We start from the raw sequence: 15,209 nt of genomic DNA, 5'->3' as shown, positions 1-15,209 counted from the left end.
TTTTCTTCCGAAGAGAGTATAATCTTGAATGGGCTTGTTCTGGGCACAATACGCCTCCTTCTTTGTCTTCGTATTGTGCCGCATCCGTTCTTGAAAAGCAATATTTATATGTCATCATATTTATGATACTGTGTACTTAGTGAGTTTGAAGCTATCCCTGAGCATAGAGCTGTTACTAAAAAGTTCAAGGCATTGCTGAAACAACTGGTTTAATCTTGCGCTCACAGGGAAATGGTTTCGGCCGGCATAATTGATGGGTGTAATGGTTGGATCCGGCTTACGGGCCCGCCTTGACTACAGCAATAAGGAATAAGCAATAAGCGTCGAGCAAAAGTTAGCGGCGCGAACAAATTATTTTACGTAGCCGCTCCGTTTTGGCGTTTGGCTAAACGAACATGGAAGAACAAGAGGGAGGAGAGTAATGACAAAGCAACTTACCGCTATCATTGAAAGAGAGGGCGACGGCTACGTTGCTCTATGCCCGGAGGTTGACGTGGCAAGCCAGGGAAATACAGTTGACAAAGCACGTAAGAATCTTCAAGAGGCGCTAGATCTATTTTTCGAGACAGCTTCTCCTGAAGAGATTACGGAAAGACTGCATAGCGAAGTCTACATCACTCAAGTTGAGGTAGCCATTGGGTAAGCTGAAAATACTGTCCGGGCGGGATATTTGCAAGATGCTCGAAAGGCACGGCTTCGCCGAGGTGCGTCGTAGAGGAAGCCACATTGTCATGCAAAAGAAGATGGGACACAGCACAGTGACCGTCCCTATTCCGGATCACAAGGAAATCCGGATGGGAACACTATCCTCTATCATTCGACAATCAGGGCTCGCGCGGTCAGAGTTCGAATGAACGGCATGGCATCGGGAATCTTTTACATCATCCCGCGTTTCGAGAGGCTTACGATCTGGGAGAGGGATTTGGCATAAGTGACGACAATTTCAAGCCTGCGTGGGAGAAGGAATGGGTGAGGAAAATTATCATTGAGTCTGACTTGTAATGCCGTGGAGGAGGCCGTCTTGAACGGTCTTTATTTTGGGTATACGCCTTGCTTCTGATTGAGTGACTTTCAGGGGCAGGGTATTTTTTGTTATGGACGTCGAGGAATTACTGCCACAAAGAGAGGAAACAATAGTGCATAGATTAAGGGAATGGGCTGATGGGATGAAACCGAGCCTGTGGCCAAGCAGGTGGAGGCTCCGGCGTATCCTTAGAGCGATATGGAGATTGCAGGCCGATACCGCATATAAAATGCCAAGGCCAAAAGGAGAAAATGATATACACACTATGGCTGTGAACTTATTCTGGAGGCGTACTACTTCCCGCGAGTTTCTGCCCATAACAGAAACCTCAGTTCTTGCATACCTTAGAGGAAGAGAAGGAAAACAAGAAACCCCTGAAGAGATATGGGCAAGATTGCGGTTTGACTCGATAGCATTGGAGAAAAAAGGTTTTATCAAAGCCAGCAAAGCCCAAGCAGGAAGAGAAGACGAGGACTGGGTCTATGAATTGACCAACTTGGGATACGATGAATTGTGCCCTTGGTATCAGAGGATTGCGAGTGAGCTACTGGCTGCTGTAATCGGAGCAATTTCCGGAGCAATCTTCGGGACATTAACAGCAAGGTATTTACAAAACTAGTATTGACCCTCGATCGTTGTAAAGAACCGAGCTACGCCCCATGGCGAAAGATGATATGGCGAGGATGCCGGCGAGTTTGGGGATGAGAGTTACTGAGGAAAGTATAAGTAATGGAGTGGCTCAAGCTCTAATTTAGCCTATTGTATGGGCCATTCTAAATGCATGATATGTTGCATTATTTATACGGGTTTCAGTAAATATATTGACTTCTCCTTTTATGGGAGGTTTTGTGCGTATTATTTGCCCTGTTTCTGATACGTCAGATTATTATCAGGAACAGGGTATTTTTTCGAGAGGATAAATAATGCATACGAATAGAGAGCAAGATTCACTGGTAAATACTCTGAGTGATTTTCTGCATATCGTTGAGGGAATGGCAGAGAAAATTCCCCCTGGAAGTCAAATTAACAATGATTTTCCACTCATTGTCTATCTTCCCTTTGCGGGATTTGACCATCGGATCAAGCACCACATAAGTCCGGTCATTCCCCAGGTATTTTTTCATCTTTCTTAAAAGCGGGCTTTCGCATCCGATATCCTCAAGTATAAAGCCCGCGCGCTTCCGAACCGAGACAACGGGGAATCGGGTAAGATAGCCGATGAATTTTCTAAGATCGATTTTCGCCAAATTATTCTGCAGGATCTTTCTGACATTATCGAAAGATCCGATGGGCTTATATACTAAATCAACCAGCGTTCTCTCCTTGTCGCTTATGCACACCTCTTCATCCTCGATTATAATTCTTTGAACGCCAAAATACTTCCTTCCGTCGATCTTCACGGCTTCGTATTTGACGTTACCAATCACTTTTCTATCTGATTTTCCAGTGTTGAGGATAAAAATCGTTTGGGGAATCTGATTCGTAAACCCCCAGTAGTTGTACATTGTGAAATAGCCTATAATGAACAAGTCAGCATGGCAATTCTGCAATGTAAAAATTCTACCTAACGACAAAAATGGCAAATTGTTGTAACATAATACCCTGCTGAGGGCCTCATGATGAATATCATTATTACTCCAGTTGAGGTGCGCGTGCTCGGCGCTCTGATCGAGAAAGATGTCACCACCCCTGAGTATTACCCCCTCTCGCTTAATTCCCTGACCAACGCCTGCAACCAAAAGTCCAACCGCGACCCCGTAATGGGTGTTGACGAAGAATCAGTCATTCTGGCTCTCGACCGCCTCAGGCAGAGAAAGCTGGTGTTCGAGGCGCACACGGCGGGGAGCCGCGTCCTGAAGTACGGTCACAAGGTGAAGGAGGTCTTTGACTTCTCCCCCCAGGAGATCGGAGTGCTGTGCGAGCTGTTTCTCAGGGGACCGCAAACACCGGGAGAGATACGCGCGAGGGCGGCGCGCCTGTGCCCCTTCAAAGATCTCGCAGAGGTCGATGCGACGCTCGCGCGGCTCATGGAACGAGAGGATGGCCCGTTCGTGGTGAAACTGCCTCGCCAACGCGGATGCAAGGAGTGTCGGTATGCGCACCTTTTCTGCGGGGAGGTCAAGGTTGATGAGGCCGGCAAGGCTGGGCCGGCGGGCATCGCGGTGGGAGCGAATGACGAGCGGATCGCCGCACTCGAGAAAAAGGTCGAGACTCTTCGCGCCGAGCTGGATGAGTTGAAAAAAATACAGACGCTGTAGATGTTTTTCGGGGTCAGATCTTTAATCTTGACAATTGATCTTTAGCGGCGCGGATGCGCGAACCTCCGGTTTAAGTGATGACTGAGCCGGGATGGTCAAAAAGAGAAAAAGAAGTTGCCCGGCGAGCATTTGATGCCGCGTACGAGCGAGAATGGCGCGCAATTGCGGAAGACGCACGAAGGGCAATGGCCGGGGTAGTCGATCCCGATGGGCTCTGGCAGGTTCACGATTTCCTCACGAAGAAACAGAAGGAGATCGATCAGAAGTACGATTATCGGTACTCGGTACTTACGCGGGTATTCGGTATTCTTGTGAGGGAGGGGTGGCTCACACCAGACGATCTCGCCGGCTTGTCCGAGGAGAAGATGACGGAGATTACTCGGATCGCAGAAATGAAAAGAGGCAGTCCAAAGACATCGGGGCTCCTCGACTATTGACTGATGACGTTTGCTATCCGTGTTTATCAGTGTGCACCGGCGGTTCAGTTGATATCTGCGTCCATCTGCGTGCTTCCTGTTCCTGCACTCATATTGGGGTTTGGGATTTTGGATTTATCAGTTGTTATCCGATTATTCCCCTTGCATTTGAATTGCAAAGTTCATACCATTCTCACCAATTATTGATTTCACTCGCGTGACCATCTTTCCGGGAGCATCAAGTGAGCAAAAAGTCGCATCGCGCGCCGCATAACTTCTGCGGACTGCCGGAGGAGTTCTCCTCGTGGCGCACCTCGCGAGCGGTCATCATACCTGTCCCCTACGATCTGACCTCCACCTACGTGTCCGGTTCGCGGCGCGGGCCCGACGCAATCATCAGCGCCTCCATGAACATGGAGCAGTATGACGAGGAGCTCCGCGCTGAGACCTTCAGGGTAGGGATCCATACTCAGGACCAGATCGAGGCCGCCGCCGCTTCGCCCGACGAGATGATTGATTCAGTGGAGGGAGCAGTCAGCCAGGTGGTCGCCGCGAGAAAACTCCCCGTCATGCTCGGAGGCGAGCACTCGCTCACCGTGGGGGCGCTCAGGGCGCTCAGGAAGAAGCACCGCACGCTCTCCATTCTCCAGTTCGACGCCCACGCCGATCTCAGGGACTCGTACCAGGGCACGCGGCTCAGCCACGCCTGCGCCGCGCGGCGTGCGGCTGAGCTCGGGAGCGTCGTCCAGGTCGGGATACGGAGCCTGAGCGCTTCCGAGGAGGAGTTCCGCAGCGGCGCCTCGGGGGTGCGGACCTTCTTCGCCGCCGACATCGTTTCAGGACGTGTCCAGCCGCAGGAGATCATCGCGGCCCTGGGCGACCCGTTGTACATCACCATTGACCTGGATGTCTTCGACCCCGCGATCATGCCCGCGACCGGGACGCCGGAGCCGGGGGGGCTCGGCTGGTACGACGTCATCGGCCTGCTCCGGAGCGCGTGCGAGGGGCGGACGGTGGTCGGTTTCGATGTTGTCGAACTCTGCCCGATTCCCTATAATGTGGCTCCTGATTTTCTCGCGGCAAAGCTGGTGTACCGGCTCATCGGCTATATTTTTCATGAGGAATTGAAAACCAGACCACTGAAAACAGTGAAGTCACTGAAACAAAAAGATAGCCGTTAGAAGTATTCCGTGTCCTCAGTGGTGAATAGTTATGTAGTCTTCTGAATATAATGGGAGGGGTGAGTATGCTGCTCGTGCCGAAGAGGGTTTTTTTTACCGATGGAGTCGGGACGCATAAGAGGGAGCTTCGCTCCTTCGAGCTCGCGTTGCGCGACGCGGGGATTGAGCGGTGCAATCTCGTCACGGTTTCAAGTATCCTGCCGCCCGACTGCAGGATCATCTCCAAGCCGAAGGGATTGGCGGAGCTCGTCCCCGGCATGATCACCTTTACCGTCCTCGCGCGGTGCTGCTCGAACGAGCCGCACCGGCTCATCGCGGCGAGTGTGGGCTGCGCGGTCCCCGCAAAGGGCTACTACGGCTATTTGAGCGAATACCACGCGTACGGTGAAACAGAAAAGGTTGCGGGAGATAACGCTGAAGATATGGCCGCCGCCATGCTCGCGAGCACGCTGGGTATCGAATTCGATGAGGATAAGAGCTGGGACGATCAGAAGGGGGTGTACCGCATATCAGAGAAAATTGTCAATGCGATGAACGTCACCCAGTCCGCTGTGGTCGGCCCCTCCGGCGAGTTCACCACCGTGGTCGCCGCGGCGGTGTTTCTGTTCTAAGTCGCTGACGTTTCACCCCCCACAGCAGCCGCCTCATTCCCTCCCACTCCCCTCCTGGCGGTAGTATAAAAAGGGAAACGTATGGTGCTCTTCGGTGTGTCTCCAAAAAAGGAGCAGAAGCTCGCGGCCCGCATGAGGCTGCTGGGGATCCGGGATGGGGATCTTGAGGAAAAATTCGTCCGGTCTTCGGGACACGGCGGACAGAATATCAACAAGACTTCAACCTGTGTCTTCCTGCGCCACCGGCCGAGCGGCGTCTCGGTGAAATGCCAGGAGGAGCGCTCCCGCGCCCTGAACCGCTTTCTCGCGCGCCGTCGGCTGGTCGAGAGGATGGAAACGATCCAGCTGGGGCGATTGAGCGCAGAGCGGCAGCAGAGGGAAAAGATACGCCGCCAGAAGCGGCGCCGCTCGCGCCGCGCGAAGGCGAAGATGCTCGCCGAAAAGCGGATCCACGGCGAAAGGAAGATGCTCCGGCATTCGATAAGACCGGGCTCGGAAATTTAAATCCCCGAGCAATACGCCGGAGGCTCGCGCCTCCGTTCATGCCGGCAGGATCCATCTACTTTTTTGACTTCGTATACCCCTTGACGAACTTTCGCGCCAGCTCTTCCGGCTTGCGGCCGTATTTGACGATTTCCGAGTGCATCGTGTAAAGCGCCCAGTAGTCAATCCCGGTGAGGTCGGACCTCTTGATCATCGGCATGATCTTCGCCAGCTCATCTTTGATCCTGATGCGGACGGGCGCGATATACGCCGAACCCATGGCTTTCCTCGCGGGCGCAGCAGCGACCGCGCTCGCCTTGGCGGGAGCGGGTCTCCCCGGCGCCGCCTGAGCGGCCTCCGGCCTCGACTTCGCCATCCGCGCGGCCCGCGCCTTGTCCCGTGCGGCCCGTATCGCAGCCCGTGCCCTCTCTTTCGCGGCATGCGCGGCAGCCCGCGCCCGATCCTTTGCGACGCGCGCCCTTTCCCTGGCGGCCAGCGCCCGTTCCCTGGCGGATTCTACCCGTGCGGCAATGTCCTGCTCGCGTTTCGTTCGCTCCTCCTCCTTTGCTGTGCCTGGGACACTCTTCGGATTCAAACCCATATTTTTACCGGGGTCATAACCTCTTATCAGTGTACGGGCGAGCGCCTCCGCGTCCTTGCCGCCCTTCACCACGTCCTGGTGGATCGTGTAGAGCGCCCAGTAGTCGAGCTTCTTGATCAGCCTCGGGTCAATATGGGGCACGAGCGCGCACACGGCCTCTTTGATCTCCTGCCTCCGCGGGGCGACGTATGGCGCCATGGGCTGTTCCACGGATTTCTTCATTTTGGCAATCGCTCTCCTCTTCGTTTTCCGGATGCCCTTTTTCCGCGTGGGCCCCTTCTTAAGCGTCTTTATCTTTTTTGCCGTCTTCTTTGTCTTCTTCCTCTTCACGATTCAACCTCCTCTCGGTAAGGGGGTGTAGTATAATAGGGAGCGATAAGTGCCGTCAATGATATTTTTTGCGCGCATGTAACCGCTCAGTGAAGCACTGATACGCACGCTGCTGTCATTGTCAGTGCCTGATTGAGGCATTACGCGCGCATGTCATTGCCAATGGCGACGGGAAATCATATGTGGAAGGCTGACAGCCCCTGGCATGTACCCTCTGCAGCCGCAATTCTGTGCGCTGCCCTTTGTGTGAGGGTTCTGCTCCCCCTCATCGCGTACACCTGGACGCGCGACGCGCGCATTTTTAACACTCCCGACACCGCGTCCTATCGCGCCTGCGCGGAATCACTCGCGCGCACCGGCAGTTTCTCGATCGGAGGTATTCCTGAAATCGTGCGGACGCCGGGGTATCCCGTTCTGCTCGTTCCGGGAGTGGCGCTCGGGCACGTCACCGCGGTGACAGTGTGGCTGCAAATAGTCCTGGGATGTGTGACGGTGTTGCTCGTCTACCGCGTGGCCTTCATCCTCACGGGGAGCAGGCCGTCCGCAGCAGCGAGCGGCCTCCTGTGCGCCTTCGAACCGCTCTCGGTGCTCTACTGCAGCCTCCTCCTCGCGGAGACCTTTTTCGCCACGACGCTCATGCTCTTCCTGTTCCTTCTTCTCGTCTATCTGAAGAGGGGAACGATGCGCCACCTGGCTGCTGCCGCGTGCGCGCTCGCCTTATCGGTTTACGTCCGGCCGATCGCCTACTGGATGCCCCTCGTAATGACGCTCCTCCTCGCGGCGGCGGCATGCGGGCGGCGGGGGAGGAGGGGTAGAGACACCCTAAGGGCGTTCGCGTTTCTGTGTATCTGCGCGGCGCTGATCGGCGTCTGGCAGATAAGAAATTTCCTCACGACCGGATACAGGGGGGTCTCGGCAATCAGTGACATCAACCTTTATTTTTACCATGGGGCAGGAGTGATGGCTGTGGAAACTGGGGAGTCGTATTATGCGGTACAGAGAAAGATGGGTTATGGGGATGAGATGGTGTACCTGCAACAGCACCCTGATCAGAAAAATCTCCCTCCCGCTCTACGTTATGTGAAAATGGGAAAGGAAGGGAGAGAGATCATTCGTGCGCACCCCCTTACTTTCGCAAACTGTTATCTGAGGGGTTTGATTCAGACTGCCTTCGACCCCGGCGCCATCGACTATCTGAAATTTTTCGGGCGCTACCGAGAGGGGGGCGGGCTTCTGGGTGAGATCATTGACCGCGGCCTGGCGAGCACGGCGTGTGGGCTCGCCCGCGCGAGGCCGGCACTGTTCTGGAGCAACCTCATCCTCGGCCTTGTGCTCCTCGTCTATCTCGGGAGCTCCCTTGCGGCGTTCGCTCGCGGCCCCGCGCGCGGCATCACGCTCGCGGCGGTGGCAGTCATCGCGCTCTATCTCATCATCCTCTCGGGCGGCGCAAACGCGCTCGGCAGATTCCGCCACCCCGTGATGCCGCTCGTCTGCGTGCTCGCGGGCTACGGGCTTGAGAGAGTGTGGCGCAGGGGAGACCGCCGGACGGGGCACGCGGGTGGAATACATCATGGCGCTCACGATGACGCGCGCACTCCCGGATCGGGGAGGGTGTGATATACTATACCGGTTGGCGCATGGGGTATTTTACCCTGCTATGCCGCAACGGAAAGGAGTCTCGCATGGAAAAGAACAGATCCCATCTCGCAGAGGGGGTATCGCTCATCTGCATCGCGATCGCCTATGCGCTGCACACCCTGACCATTCACAGATATTATGGGCCGGTCCTCCTGCTGTGCGTCGGCGTGATCCAGATAGCATTTTCATTCCTCCCCGAGAAGACACAGAGAAAAATCCCCGTGGTCGGCATCATCACGGTCGTCCTCGGCGTCTCTTTGCTCATCGTGGTCATCAGCGGCGGGAGGGACGTGATCATGGCGGCGCTGCTCTCAATCATTGTTGCCGCAACCGGCGTGAGGATGATGTTCAGATAACTACGGTGAAACAGCTGTTTGAATCGTTTGAACCGATGCGACCGATAGGGGTTCAAATCGTTCGAATCGCTAGAAGTATTATCCGCGCTCATCTGCGGCTCAAGTTGAATCTATTTTGGGAGTTTTGGATGAAGGCCCTCCCATTTTTGCGCGGCGGGAATGGCCGGGATGTGGTATAAAATCAGGCCTGCGCTCTGGCAGGTAATGCGCGACGCGGCATTTTGCGAGGGGATGGGATAGTCAGATGGAATTCAAATACGTCGGGAAAAATATCGCCAGGCCTGATGCCGCCGCCAAGGCCACGGGCAGGGTCCAGTTCCTCGATGACCTCAGGCTCCCAGGGCTCCTGCACGCGGCATTCCTGAGGCCGCCCTACGCGCACGCGAAAATCATATCCATTGACACCACCGAGGCGGAGAAGTGCGAGGGAGTGGTGAAAGTGGTCACGGGCAAAGACATCGCCTTCCGCTACGGAGAGAACATCAAGGACAGGCTGCCGCTCGCGGTGGGAAAGGTCCGCTGGATCGGGGAGCCCGTCGCCGCGGTGATCGCCGAGAACGTGTACCAGGCGCGCCAGGCCGTGAAGAAAATAAAGGCCGAATACGAGCAGCTCCCCGTGTACGTGGACGCCCGCAACGCGATAAAGGACGGCGCGGTCCTGATCCATGAGGAGTCGGGCACGTTCGAGCACCTCCCCGGGATGGAGGCAGTCCCCGGCACCAACATCGCCGGCCGCTACACCCTGAAGAAGGGCGACGTAGAGAAGGGATTCAGCGAAGCCGAGGTCGTCATCAAGGGAGACTTCAACTATCCCTTCGGTTCCTGTTCCGCGATCGAGCCCCACGGGGCCATCGCCTGGTTCCACGAGGACAACACAATTGAAATCTGGTCGTCATCTATTTGCCCATTCATTGTCCGTGAGGACATCGCCCACGTGTACAAACTCCCGGTCTCGGCCGTGAGGGTCCACATACCAGAACTGGGAGGATGTTTCGGCTACAAATCGGATGTCACCATCGAGCAGACAGTTGCCTACATCGCGAGCTTCGTGCCGGGCCGCCCCGTGAAGTGGGTCGCAACGAGGAAAGAGGATTTGCTCAGCACGCTCATCGGGCACGGGATGAGGACGCGGATAAAGATCGGCGCGAAAAAAGACGGCGCCCTCACCGCCCTGAAGACCACCATCCTCCATTCCACCGGCGCGTCCAAAGACACCGGAATTCACGTCCTGATCGCCTCGACGCATAATTCCACAGGCGCCTACGAGTTCCCGCACTGCCACCTGGAGGGTATTTCGGTCTATACGAATACGCCACCGGTCGGCGCGTACCGCGGGTACGGACACCAGGAATCGCAGTTCGCCATGGAGCGGATGATGGATATCCTCGCCCGTAAGCTCGGGATGAACCCGTTCGAACTCAGGGCGAAGAACTACCTCGGCCCCGGCAAAATCACCTCACTCGGGGAGAAGCTCTGGGAGAGCAACGGGAATGTCAGGAAGTGCGCGGACACTGTCAAGGATATTGTCTTTTCAAAGCCCAGGAAGGTGAAAGAAGACGGCCAGTACTACTACGGAAGGGGATTCGCGGCGCTGATGAAATCCCCAAAGGGCGCCCCGTTCTCCTCCAAGAGCTGCTACCTCAAGATCAACAGCGACGGCAGCGTCTCCATCAACATGGGGGGGGCGGAGGTCGGCCAGGGGCTCAGGACGGTCGTCAGGCAGGTGGCCGCCGAGACGTTGAAAATCTCACCCGAGAAGATCGCGGTGTACACGGAGATTGACACGCAATTCTCCCCATGGGAGTGGCAGACGATCGGCTCAATGTTCACGATCCAGGGAGGGAGGGCGATCATCCGGGCCTGCGAGAAGGCCATCGCGCAGATGAAGCGCACGGCCTCACAGGTCCTGCGGGTGGACGAGGATCGGCTCGTATACGACGGCGAGTGGATCTATCTCGACCACGATCCGAGCGTCCGGGTCGCGGTGACGAAGCTCGCCCGCGGGTACACGTACGATGACGGCGTGACGGTGGGCGAGGTGGTGCACACCACCGCCGACGCGCGCCTGCCCCGGCAGTCCAACCCCGACGCGTGCGGGCAGGGGACGATGGGGATCACCTATACCTTCGGCGCGCAGGCCTGCGAGATACGGATCGAAAAGAAGACGGGCAAGATTTTTATCGACCATTTCGTCTCCTGTTTTGACATCGGCAAGGTGATCAATCCCAGGCAGATCAGGGGCCAGGTCACGGGGGGCGTGATGATGGCGATCGGGGCGACCCTCCACGAGGAGCTCAAGTTTACCCCGGACGGGCAGGCCGTCAACCCCCACTTCTCGAAATACCGTTTTCCCACCATCAAGGATGCCCCCAAAAAACAAACGGTCGAGTTCGTGGAGACGCCCGAGCACATCGGCCCATACGGCGCGCGGGGGATCGGTGAGCACCCGGTGATCGGCGTGGCGCCGTCCATCCTGAACGCCATCCACGACGCGATCGGCGTAGATTTCTACGAGATCCCGATCACCCCGGAGAAGATCATGCAGGCGCTCGCGGGGAAGGGGAAATAGCAATGGCAGAGAAAATTACTTTTACGATAAATGGTTTGCAGCGGAGCGTTGAACTCGAGGGCTGGGAGAGGCTTATTGACGTGCTGAGGGAGAGGCTCGGTCTCACCGGCACGAAGCGCGGTTGCGATGACGCCTCGTGCGGCGCGTGCGTGGTCATCATTGACGGGGTGGCGCAGAGGAGCTGCGTGTACCCGGCAAAGAAGATGGAGGGAAAGGAGATACTCACCATAGAAGGGATTTCGAACGGCACGAAACTCCACCCCATCCAGGAAGCGATGATCGAGGCCGGCGCCGTCCAGTGCGGCTACTGCATCCCCGGGATTGTGATGGAGCTCTACGCGCTCTTCGCGAAAATACCTGATGTCTCAGAGGAGGAAATCGTCGAAGCGCTCTCCCACCACCTCTGCCGTTGCACGGGGTACGAGGCGATTTTCGAGGGGGCGAAGCTGGCGCAGAAAAAGATGTCCGCCGCGAAGGGGTGAAGCATAACTGATTTTTCACCACGGAGACACGGAGATCACGGAGAAGGATACAGAGAACATTTTTTATTTATGTTAAGAGTACGAGAATACTAATAAATATCCTTTTCATCCCTTTTGAAAAATTATCTCCGTGTCCTCCGTGGTGAGAACTTAAATGGTGGTTCCCGTGAAGCCCAGGAAAATTGCCGTTCTTTTCTCAGGGGGAGTGGACAGCACTGCGACTGCAATCTATTTTCTGAAGCGGGGTTACGAAACCCGCCTCATTACATTTGACAACGGGGCCGAGAAGTGGCTGGAGCTCGCCGAGTATAAGGCAGACTGGATCAAGAAACAATTCCCCGAGCGCTGTTCCTGGGAGCTCCTCGAGAGCACCCACCTGTTTCACGAGCTCGCGATACGGCCCCTCGAGCAGGATGTCAAAAAATACGGCAACCTGATCTGCTGCGGGTGCAAGCTGGCGATGCTGTGCGAGGCGATCATCTACTGCAAGAGAAACGGCATCACCCAGCTCGCGGACGGTTTCCAAAGGGAGCAGGATTACTATCCGGAACAGACACCCGACTACATGGTCCCCGCGGACAGGTTCGCGCGCGCATACTGTATTCGGTGCCTCCATCCCTTCTGGGAACACCCCGGGCTCACGCAGGACCAGATCACGCTGAGCGGCGCCGTTCCCACGTCGCCCATGCAGCCCTATTGCATATTCGGGTGCAATCCCATCCTTAATAAGAAGTTTATCCGTCCCTATGTCCAGAGCAAGCTCCCCGCCATGCGGAAGTATGTTGACGCCGCCCTGTCGCGGAAGAAATAGCGGGCATGGGCGTGGTTATGAAATGTAAACAGTAAAGATTTGACCCCCATTTTCATCGAGGAGGGATAACGAATAATGAGCGAGCTCGAAATCAAAGTGGATGATAAGAATTTTAGCCTAGAGGTTCTGGAATCGCCATTGCCGGTACTGGTGGATTTCTTCGCGACCTGGTGCGGCCCCTGCCGCATGATCGCTCCAGCGGTCGAGGAGATTGCGAGGGAGTATCAGGGGAGGCTCAAGGTGTGCACGGTGGACATTGACGGCGCCCCTGATTCCGCTTCCCGGTACGGCGTGCTGAGCGTCCCCACGCTGATATTGTTCAAGGGCGGCGCAGAGATGGATAGGATTGTGGGGGCAGTGCCGCGCGCCGCAATTGAGAAAATGATTAAAACACATTGTTGATCCAAATTTCCCCGCGTCGCTGCTTCCAGTGATTTCTCATCGGAATAACGCACACACCGCATTCCTGTGATGCTACATCTACATTACACCCCAGATTGTGACAGACACTTCTATATTCTGGGTGCTCGGCGTGAGGTCAGACGGTTTCTTCACCGGCGGCATCTTGCCCGCCTGGACCACGGCAGTATAGAAGATGGTGGTCTTCCACTTCATGGACACCAGGATCTTGACCTTCGGGCTCACCGATCCACGCGCGCGCACCTCAGTCGCAAGAACCCCAAGATTGACGTAGTTCGGAATAGGTATCTCCGCCGGAGTGAGCGTGGCTAGAGTGAGAGAAGAAACCAATCGGCAGAGGAGCAGCATTTATAACTGCTTCACTATAGTGACATTCATCAGGTTGTAAGTGACTGCTTTGCAGAGACTCATCGGCATTCCTTCTGGCATCAGGATAAGCCCCACGGTGTAGATGCCTTCCATCGCCTCCCTGCATACCCTGTGGCTGAAAAGGTCGCCCGACCATCCATTGCCCAGCGTGCGTACTCCTGTCGCACAGGGGAAAATGCTTTTCTTGACAGCGCCGTCGAGCATCACGGAGTAGATTTGTCCCGAGGGATAGCGCACGAGGATATAGGCATCTACGGGATTGCTCGGCTGGATCGGCGGGATCTTCGCGCGGGCAACCACCACCATCCCTGGCGAGGCAATCTGCTTGTTGAGCGTGATCACGAGGCCGGACGGATGCGTGGGCGTGCTTGTTGGGGCAGCAGTGGGAGTACGGCTCGGTGTGGCTGTCGGCGTCTCCGTCGGTGTTTTCGTGGGTGTTTTCGTGGGTGTTTCCGTCGGTGTCTCCGTCGGTGTCTCCGTCGGCGTGATCGTCGGCGTTTCTGTCGGTGTCTGAGTCGGCGTCTGAGTCGGCGTCTCCGTCGGTGTTTCCGTCGGTGTCTCCGTGGGCGTCTCCGTGGGCGTCTCCGTCGGTGTTTCCGTCGGTGTTTCCGTCGGCGTCGCAGTCGGCGTCGGGGTATTCGTCGGTGTCGGCGCTTGTTTGATGCAATAGAACATCAAATCATCAGAACCGAAATATATCTCCCCGTCGCTCCCCAGCGCGGGAGGAGCCACACCATCACCGGTCAGGTAGCTCCAGCTTTGCGCGCCATTCGAGTTAAATGCGTAGAGCCTATTATCATCAGAGCCGACATATACCATCCCGTCGCTCCCCAGCGCGGGAGAGCCGAAAACCAACTGACCACCGGTCAGGTAGCTCCAGGCGAGCGTGCCGTTCGAGTTAACCGCGTAGAATCTACTATCCTCACAGCCGATATACACCCTCTCGTCGCTCCCCAGCGCGGGTGAGGAATAAGATATCTGACCACCGGTCTGGTAACTCCAGAAGCGCGTGCCGTTCGAATTAAGCGCGTAGAGCCTGGCGTCATCAGAGCCGACATACACCGTCTCTGTTGCGCTCCCCAGCGCGGGTGAGGAACGCACCCAGCCTCCAGTCGCAAAGCTCCAGAAGAGCGTGCCATTCGAGTTAACCGCGTAGACCCTGTTGTCGTTAGAGCCGACATACACCGTCCCGGTTGCGCTCCCCAGTGCGGGTGAGCAATTCACCCAACTACCAGTCCGATAACTCCATTTGACCGTGCCGCTGGAATTGAGGGCGTAAAGCCTATAATCTGCACTCCCCCCCGCCACATATACACCCCCATTATTTCCAAGCACGGCGCCGCTCCTTATAAACTCACCCAGACTGGTTTGCCAGGCTTGCGTGCCGTTTGAGTTAAGTGCGCGGAAGTAACCATCATCACCGCCGACATATGTCCTCACGTCGCTCCCCAGCGCGGGACCGGAATTGGCGGACGTTTTACCACCGGTCACGTAGGTCCAGAAGCTCGTGCCATCCGAGTTAAGCGCGCGTATATTTAAGTTGGAGCCGACATACACCCTCCCGTCGCTCCCAATCGCGGGAGCGGAAACCGGATTAGTGGCCGCAGTGCCGGAAGTCTTATAGCTCCATGAAAGCGCCGGCTTCGACGGCCCCGCATAA

Annotated in this window: 18 protein-coding genes; 14 read left to right on the top strand and 4 right to left on the bottom strand. The window is 56.2% G+C overall.

Translation table 11 applies throughout. The features are described from left to right. The first annotated feature begins 421 nt into the window (after nt 1-421). From NTX71_07615 to NTX71_07605, 3 genes are all read left to right on the top strand, one after another. Nucleotides 422-643, top strand: coding sequence for a type II toxin-antitoxin system HicB family antitoxin (locus tag NTX71_07615; GenBank protein ID MCX6339773.1), 222 nt, complete (start codon nt 422-424; stop codon nt 641-643). Next, nucleotides 636-854 (top strand): type II toxin-antitoxin system HicA family toxin, encoded by a 219-nt coding sequence (locus tag NTX71_07610; GenBank protein MCX6339772.1) that lies wholly within the window; start codon nt 636-638, stop codon nt 852-854. Before NTX71_07615 ends, NTX71_07610 begins: the two co-directional genes overlap by 8 nt. Nucleotides 855-1,094: 240 nt before the next feature. Beyond that, nucleotides 1,095-1,643 carry a hypothetical protein gene (locus NTX71_07605; protein ID MCX6339771.1) on the top strand — a complete coding sequence of 183 codons (549 nt, stop codon included), beginning with the start codon at nt 1,095-1,097 and terminating at the stop codon, nt 1,641-1,643. A gap of 328 nt (nt 1,644-1,971) precedes the next feature. Here the strand turns inward: NTX71_07605 and NTX71_07600 are convergent, their stop codons facing one another. Beyond that, nucleotides 1,972-2,553, bottom strand: coding sequence for a hypothetical protein (locus NTX71_07600; protein MCX6339770.1), 582 nt, complete (start codon nt 2,551-2,553; stop codon nt 1,972-1,974). Between the two features lie 90 nt (nt 2,554-2,643). On the opposite strand from NTX71_07600, the gene NTX71_07595 reads away from it, so the two are divergent. From NTX71_07595 to NTX71_07575, 5 genes are all read left to right on the top strand, one after another. Beyond that, on the top strand, nt 2,644-3,282 hold the full coding sequence (locus tag NTX71_07595) for a YceH family protein (GenBank protein ID MCX6339769.1): 639 nt from the start codon (nt 2,644-2,646) through the stop codon (nt 3,280-3,282). Between the two features lie 77 nt (nt 3,283-3,359). Then, on the top strand, nt 3,360-3,719 hold the full coding sequence (locus tag NTX71_07590) for a hypothetical protein (protein MCX6339768.1): 360 nt from the start codon (nt 3,360-3,362) through the stop codon (nt 3,717-3,719). Nucleotides 3,720-3,940: 221 nt separating this feature from the next. Beyond that, nucleotides 3,941-4,879 carry an agmatinase gene (gene speB / locus NTX71_07585; GenBank protein MCX6339767.1) on the top strand — a complete coding sequence of 313 codons (939 nt, stop codon included), beginning with the start codon at nt 3,941-3,943 and terminating at the stop codon, nt 4,877-4,879. A gap of 65 nt (nt 4,880-4,944) precedes the next feature. Beyond that, nucleotides 4,945-5,490, top strand: coding sequence for an arginine decarboxylase, pyruvoyl-dependent (locus NTX71_07580; protein ID MCX6339766.1), 546 nt, complete (start codon nt 4,945-4,947; stop codon nt 5,488-5,490). 81 nt (nt 5,491-5,571) lie between these two features. Next, nucleotides 5,572-5,994, top strand: a complete 423-nt coding sequence (locus tag NTX71_07575; protein MCX6339765.1) for a peptide chain release factor-like protein — start codon at nt 5,572-5,574, stop codon at nt 5,992-5,994. A gap of 55 nt (nt 5,995-6,049) precedes the next feature. Here the strand turns inward: NTX71_07575 and NTX71_07570 are convergent, their stop codons facing one another. Continuing rightward, complete coding sequence (locus tag NTX71_07570) at nt 6,050-6,904, bottom strand: hypothetical protein (GenBank protein MCX6339764.1); 855 nt, start codon at nt 6,902-6,904, stop codon at nt 6,050-6,052. 180 nt (nt 6,905-7,084) lie between these two features. Here NTX71_07570 and NTX71_07565 point away from each other — a divergent pair, with 180 nt between their 5' ends. The 6 genes from NTX71_07565 (at nt 7,085) to trxA (ending at nt 13,162) form a co-directional block, all read left to right on the top strand. Continuing rightward, complete coding sequence (locus NTX71_07565) at nt 7,085-8,521, top strand: glycosyltransferase family 39 protein (GenBank protein ID MCX6339763.1); 1,437 nt, start codon at nt 7,085-7,087, stop codon at nt 8,519-8,521. Between the two features lie 65 nt (nt 8,522-8,586). Beyond that, entirely contained in the window at nt 8,587-8,898 is a 312-nt protein-coding gene (locus NTX71_07560) for a hypothetical protein (protein MCX6339762.1), read from the top strand. 244 nt (nt 8,899-9,142) lie between these two features. Next, complete coding sequence (locus tag NTX71_07555; GenBank protein ID MCX6339761.1) at nt 9,143-11,467, top strand: xanthine dehydrogenase family protein molybdopterin-binding subunit; 2,325 nt, start codon at nt 9,143-9,145, stop codon at nt 11,465-11,467. 2 nt (nt 11,468-11,469) lie between these two features. Next, a complete protein-coding gene (locus NTX71_07550; GenBank protein MCX6339760.1) occupies nt 11,470-11,949 on the top strand; it encodes a (2Fe-2S)-binding protein in 480 nt (159 codons plus the stop codon). 166 nt (nt 11,950-12,115) lie between these two features. After that, the gene (locus NTX71_07545) at nt 12,116-12,760 is read left to right on the top strand and encodes a 7-cyano-7-deazaguanine synthase (GenBank protein ID MCX6339759.1); all 645 of its coding nucleotides are present in this window, start codon (nt 12,116-12,118) and stop codon (nt 12,758-12,760) included. 75 nt (nt 12,761-12,835) lie between these two features. Continuing rightward, nucleotides 12,836-13,162 carry a thioredoxin gene (gene trxA, locus NTX71_07540; GenBank protein MCX6339758.1) on the top strand — a complete coding sequence of 109 codons (327 nt, stop codon included), beginning with the start codon at nt 12,836-12,838 and terminating at the stop codon, nt 13,160-13,162. Between the two features lie 78 nt (nt 13,163-13,240). Here trxA and NTX71_07535 read toward each other — a convergent pair whose 3' ends face one another. Both NTX71_07535 and NTX71_07530 read right to left on the bottom strand, forming a co-directional pair. Further along, nucleotides 13,241-13,528, bottom strand: coding sequence for a hypothetical protein (locus NTX71_07535; GenBank protein ID MCX6339757.1), 288 nt, complete (start codon nt 13,526-13,528; stop codon nt 13,241-13,243). Beyond that, a partial coding sequence (locus tag NTX71_07530) for a PQQ-binding-like beta-propeller repeat protein (GenBank protein MCX6339756.1) occupies nt 13,529-15,209 on the bottom strand: 1,681 nt, incomplete at its 5' end.

Source organism: Candidatus Auribacterota bacterium, from assembly GCA_026392035.1.
GTDB lineage: Bacteria > Auribacterota > Tritonobacteria > UBA1439 > UBA1439 > JAPLCX01.
This window is presented reverse-complemented; position numbering and strand designations above follow the sequence as displayed.

Bases quoted from the DNA above. Each gene is read 5' to 3' on its own strand.
- NTX71_07615 (MCX6339773.1), top strand. From the start codon at position 422: ATGACAAAGCAACTTACCGCTATCATTGAAAGAGAGGGCGACGGCTAC.
- NTX71_07605 (MCX6339771.1), top strand. From the start codon at position 1,095: ATGGACGTCGAGGAATTACTGCCACAAAGAGAGGAAACAATAGTGCAT.
- NTX71_07595 (MCX6339769.1), top strand. From the start codon at position 2,644: ATGAATATCATTATTACTCCAGTTGAGGTGCGCGTGCTCGGCGCTCTG.
- NTX71_07590 (MCX6339768.1), top strand. From the start codon at position 3,360: ATGACTGAGCCGGGATGGTCAAAAAGAGAAAAAGAAGTTGCCCGGCGA.
- NTX71_07580 (MCX6339766.1), top strand. From the start codon at position 4,945: ATGCTGCTCGTGCCGAAGAGGGTTTTTTTTACCGATGGAGTCGGGACG.
- NTX71_07575 (MCX6339765.1), top strand. From the start codon at position 5,572: ATGGTGCTCTTCGGTGTGTCTCCAAAAAAGGAGCAGAAGCTCGCGGCC.
- NTX71_07565 (MCX6339763.1), top strand. From the start codon at position 7,085: ATGTGGAAGGCTGACAGCCCCTGGCATGTACCCTCTGCAGCCGCAATT.
- NTX71_07560 (MCX6339762.1), top strand. From the start codon at position 8,587: ATGGAAAAGAACAGATCCCATCTCGCAGAGGGGGTATCGCTCATCTGC.
- NTX71_07555 (MCX6339761.1), top strand. From the start codon at position 9,143: ATGGAATTCAAATACGTCGGGAAAAATATCGCCAGGCCTGATGCCGCC.
- NTX71_07550 (MCX6339760.1), top strand. From the start codon at position 11,470: ATGGCAGAGAAAATTACTTTTACGATAAATGGTTTGCAGCGGAGCGTT.
- trxA (MCX6339758.1), top strand. From the start codon at position 12,836: ATGAGCGAGCTCGAAATCAAAGTGGATGATAAGAATTTTAGCCTAGAG.
- NTX71_07535 (MCX6339757.1), bottom strand. From the start codon at position 13,528: ATGCTGCTCCTCTGCCGATTGGTTTCTTCTCTCACTCTAGCCACGCTC.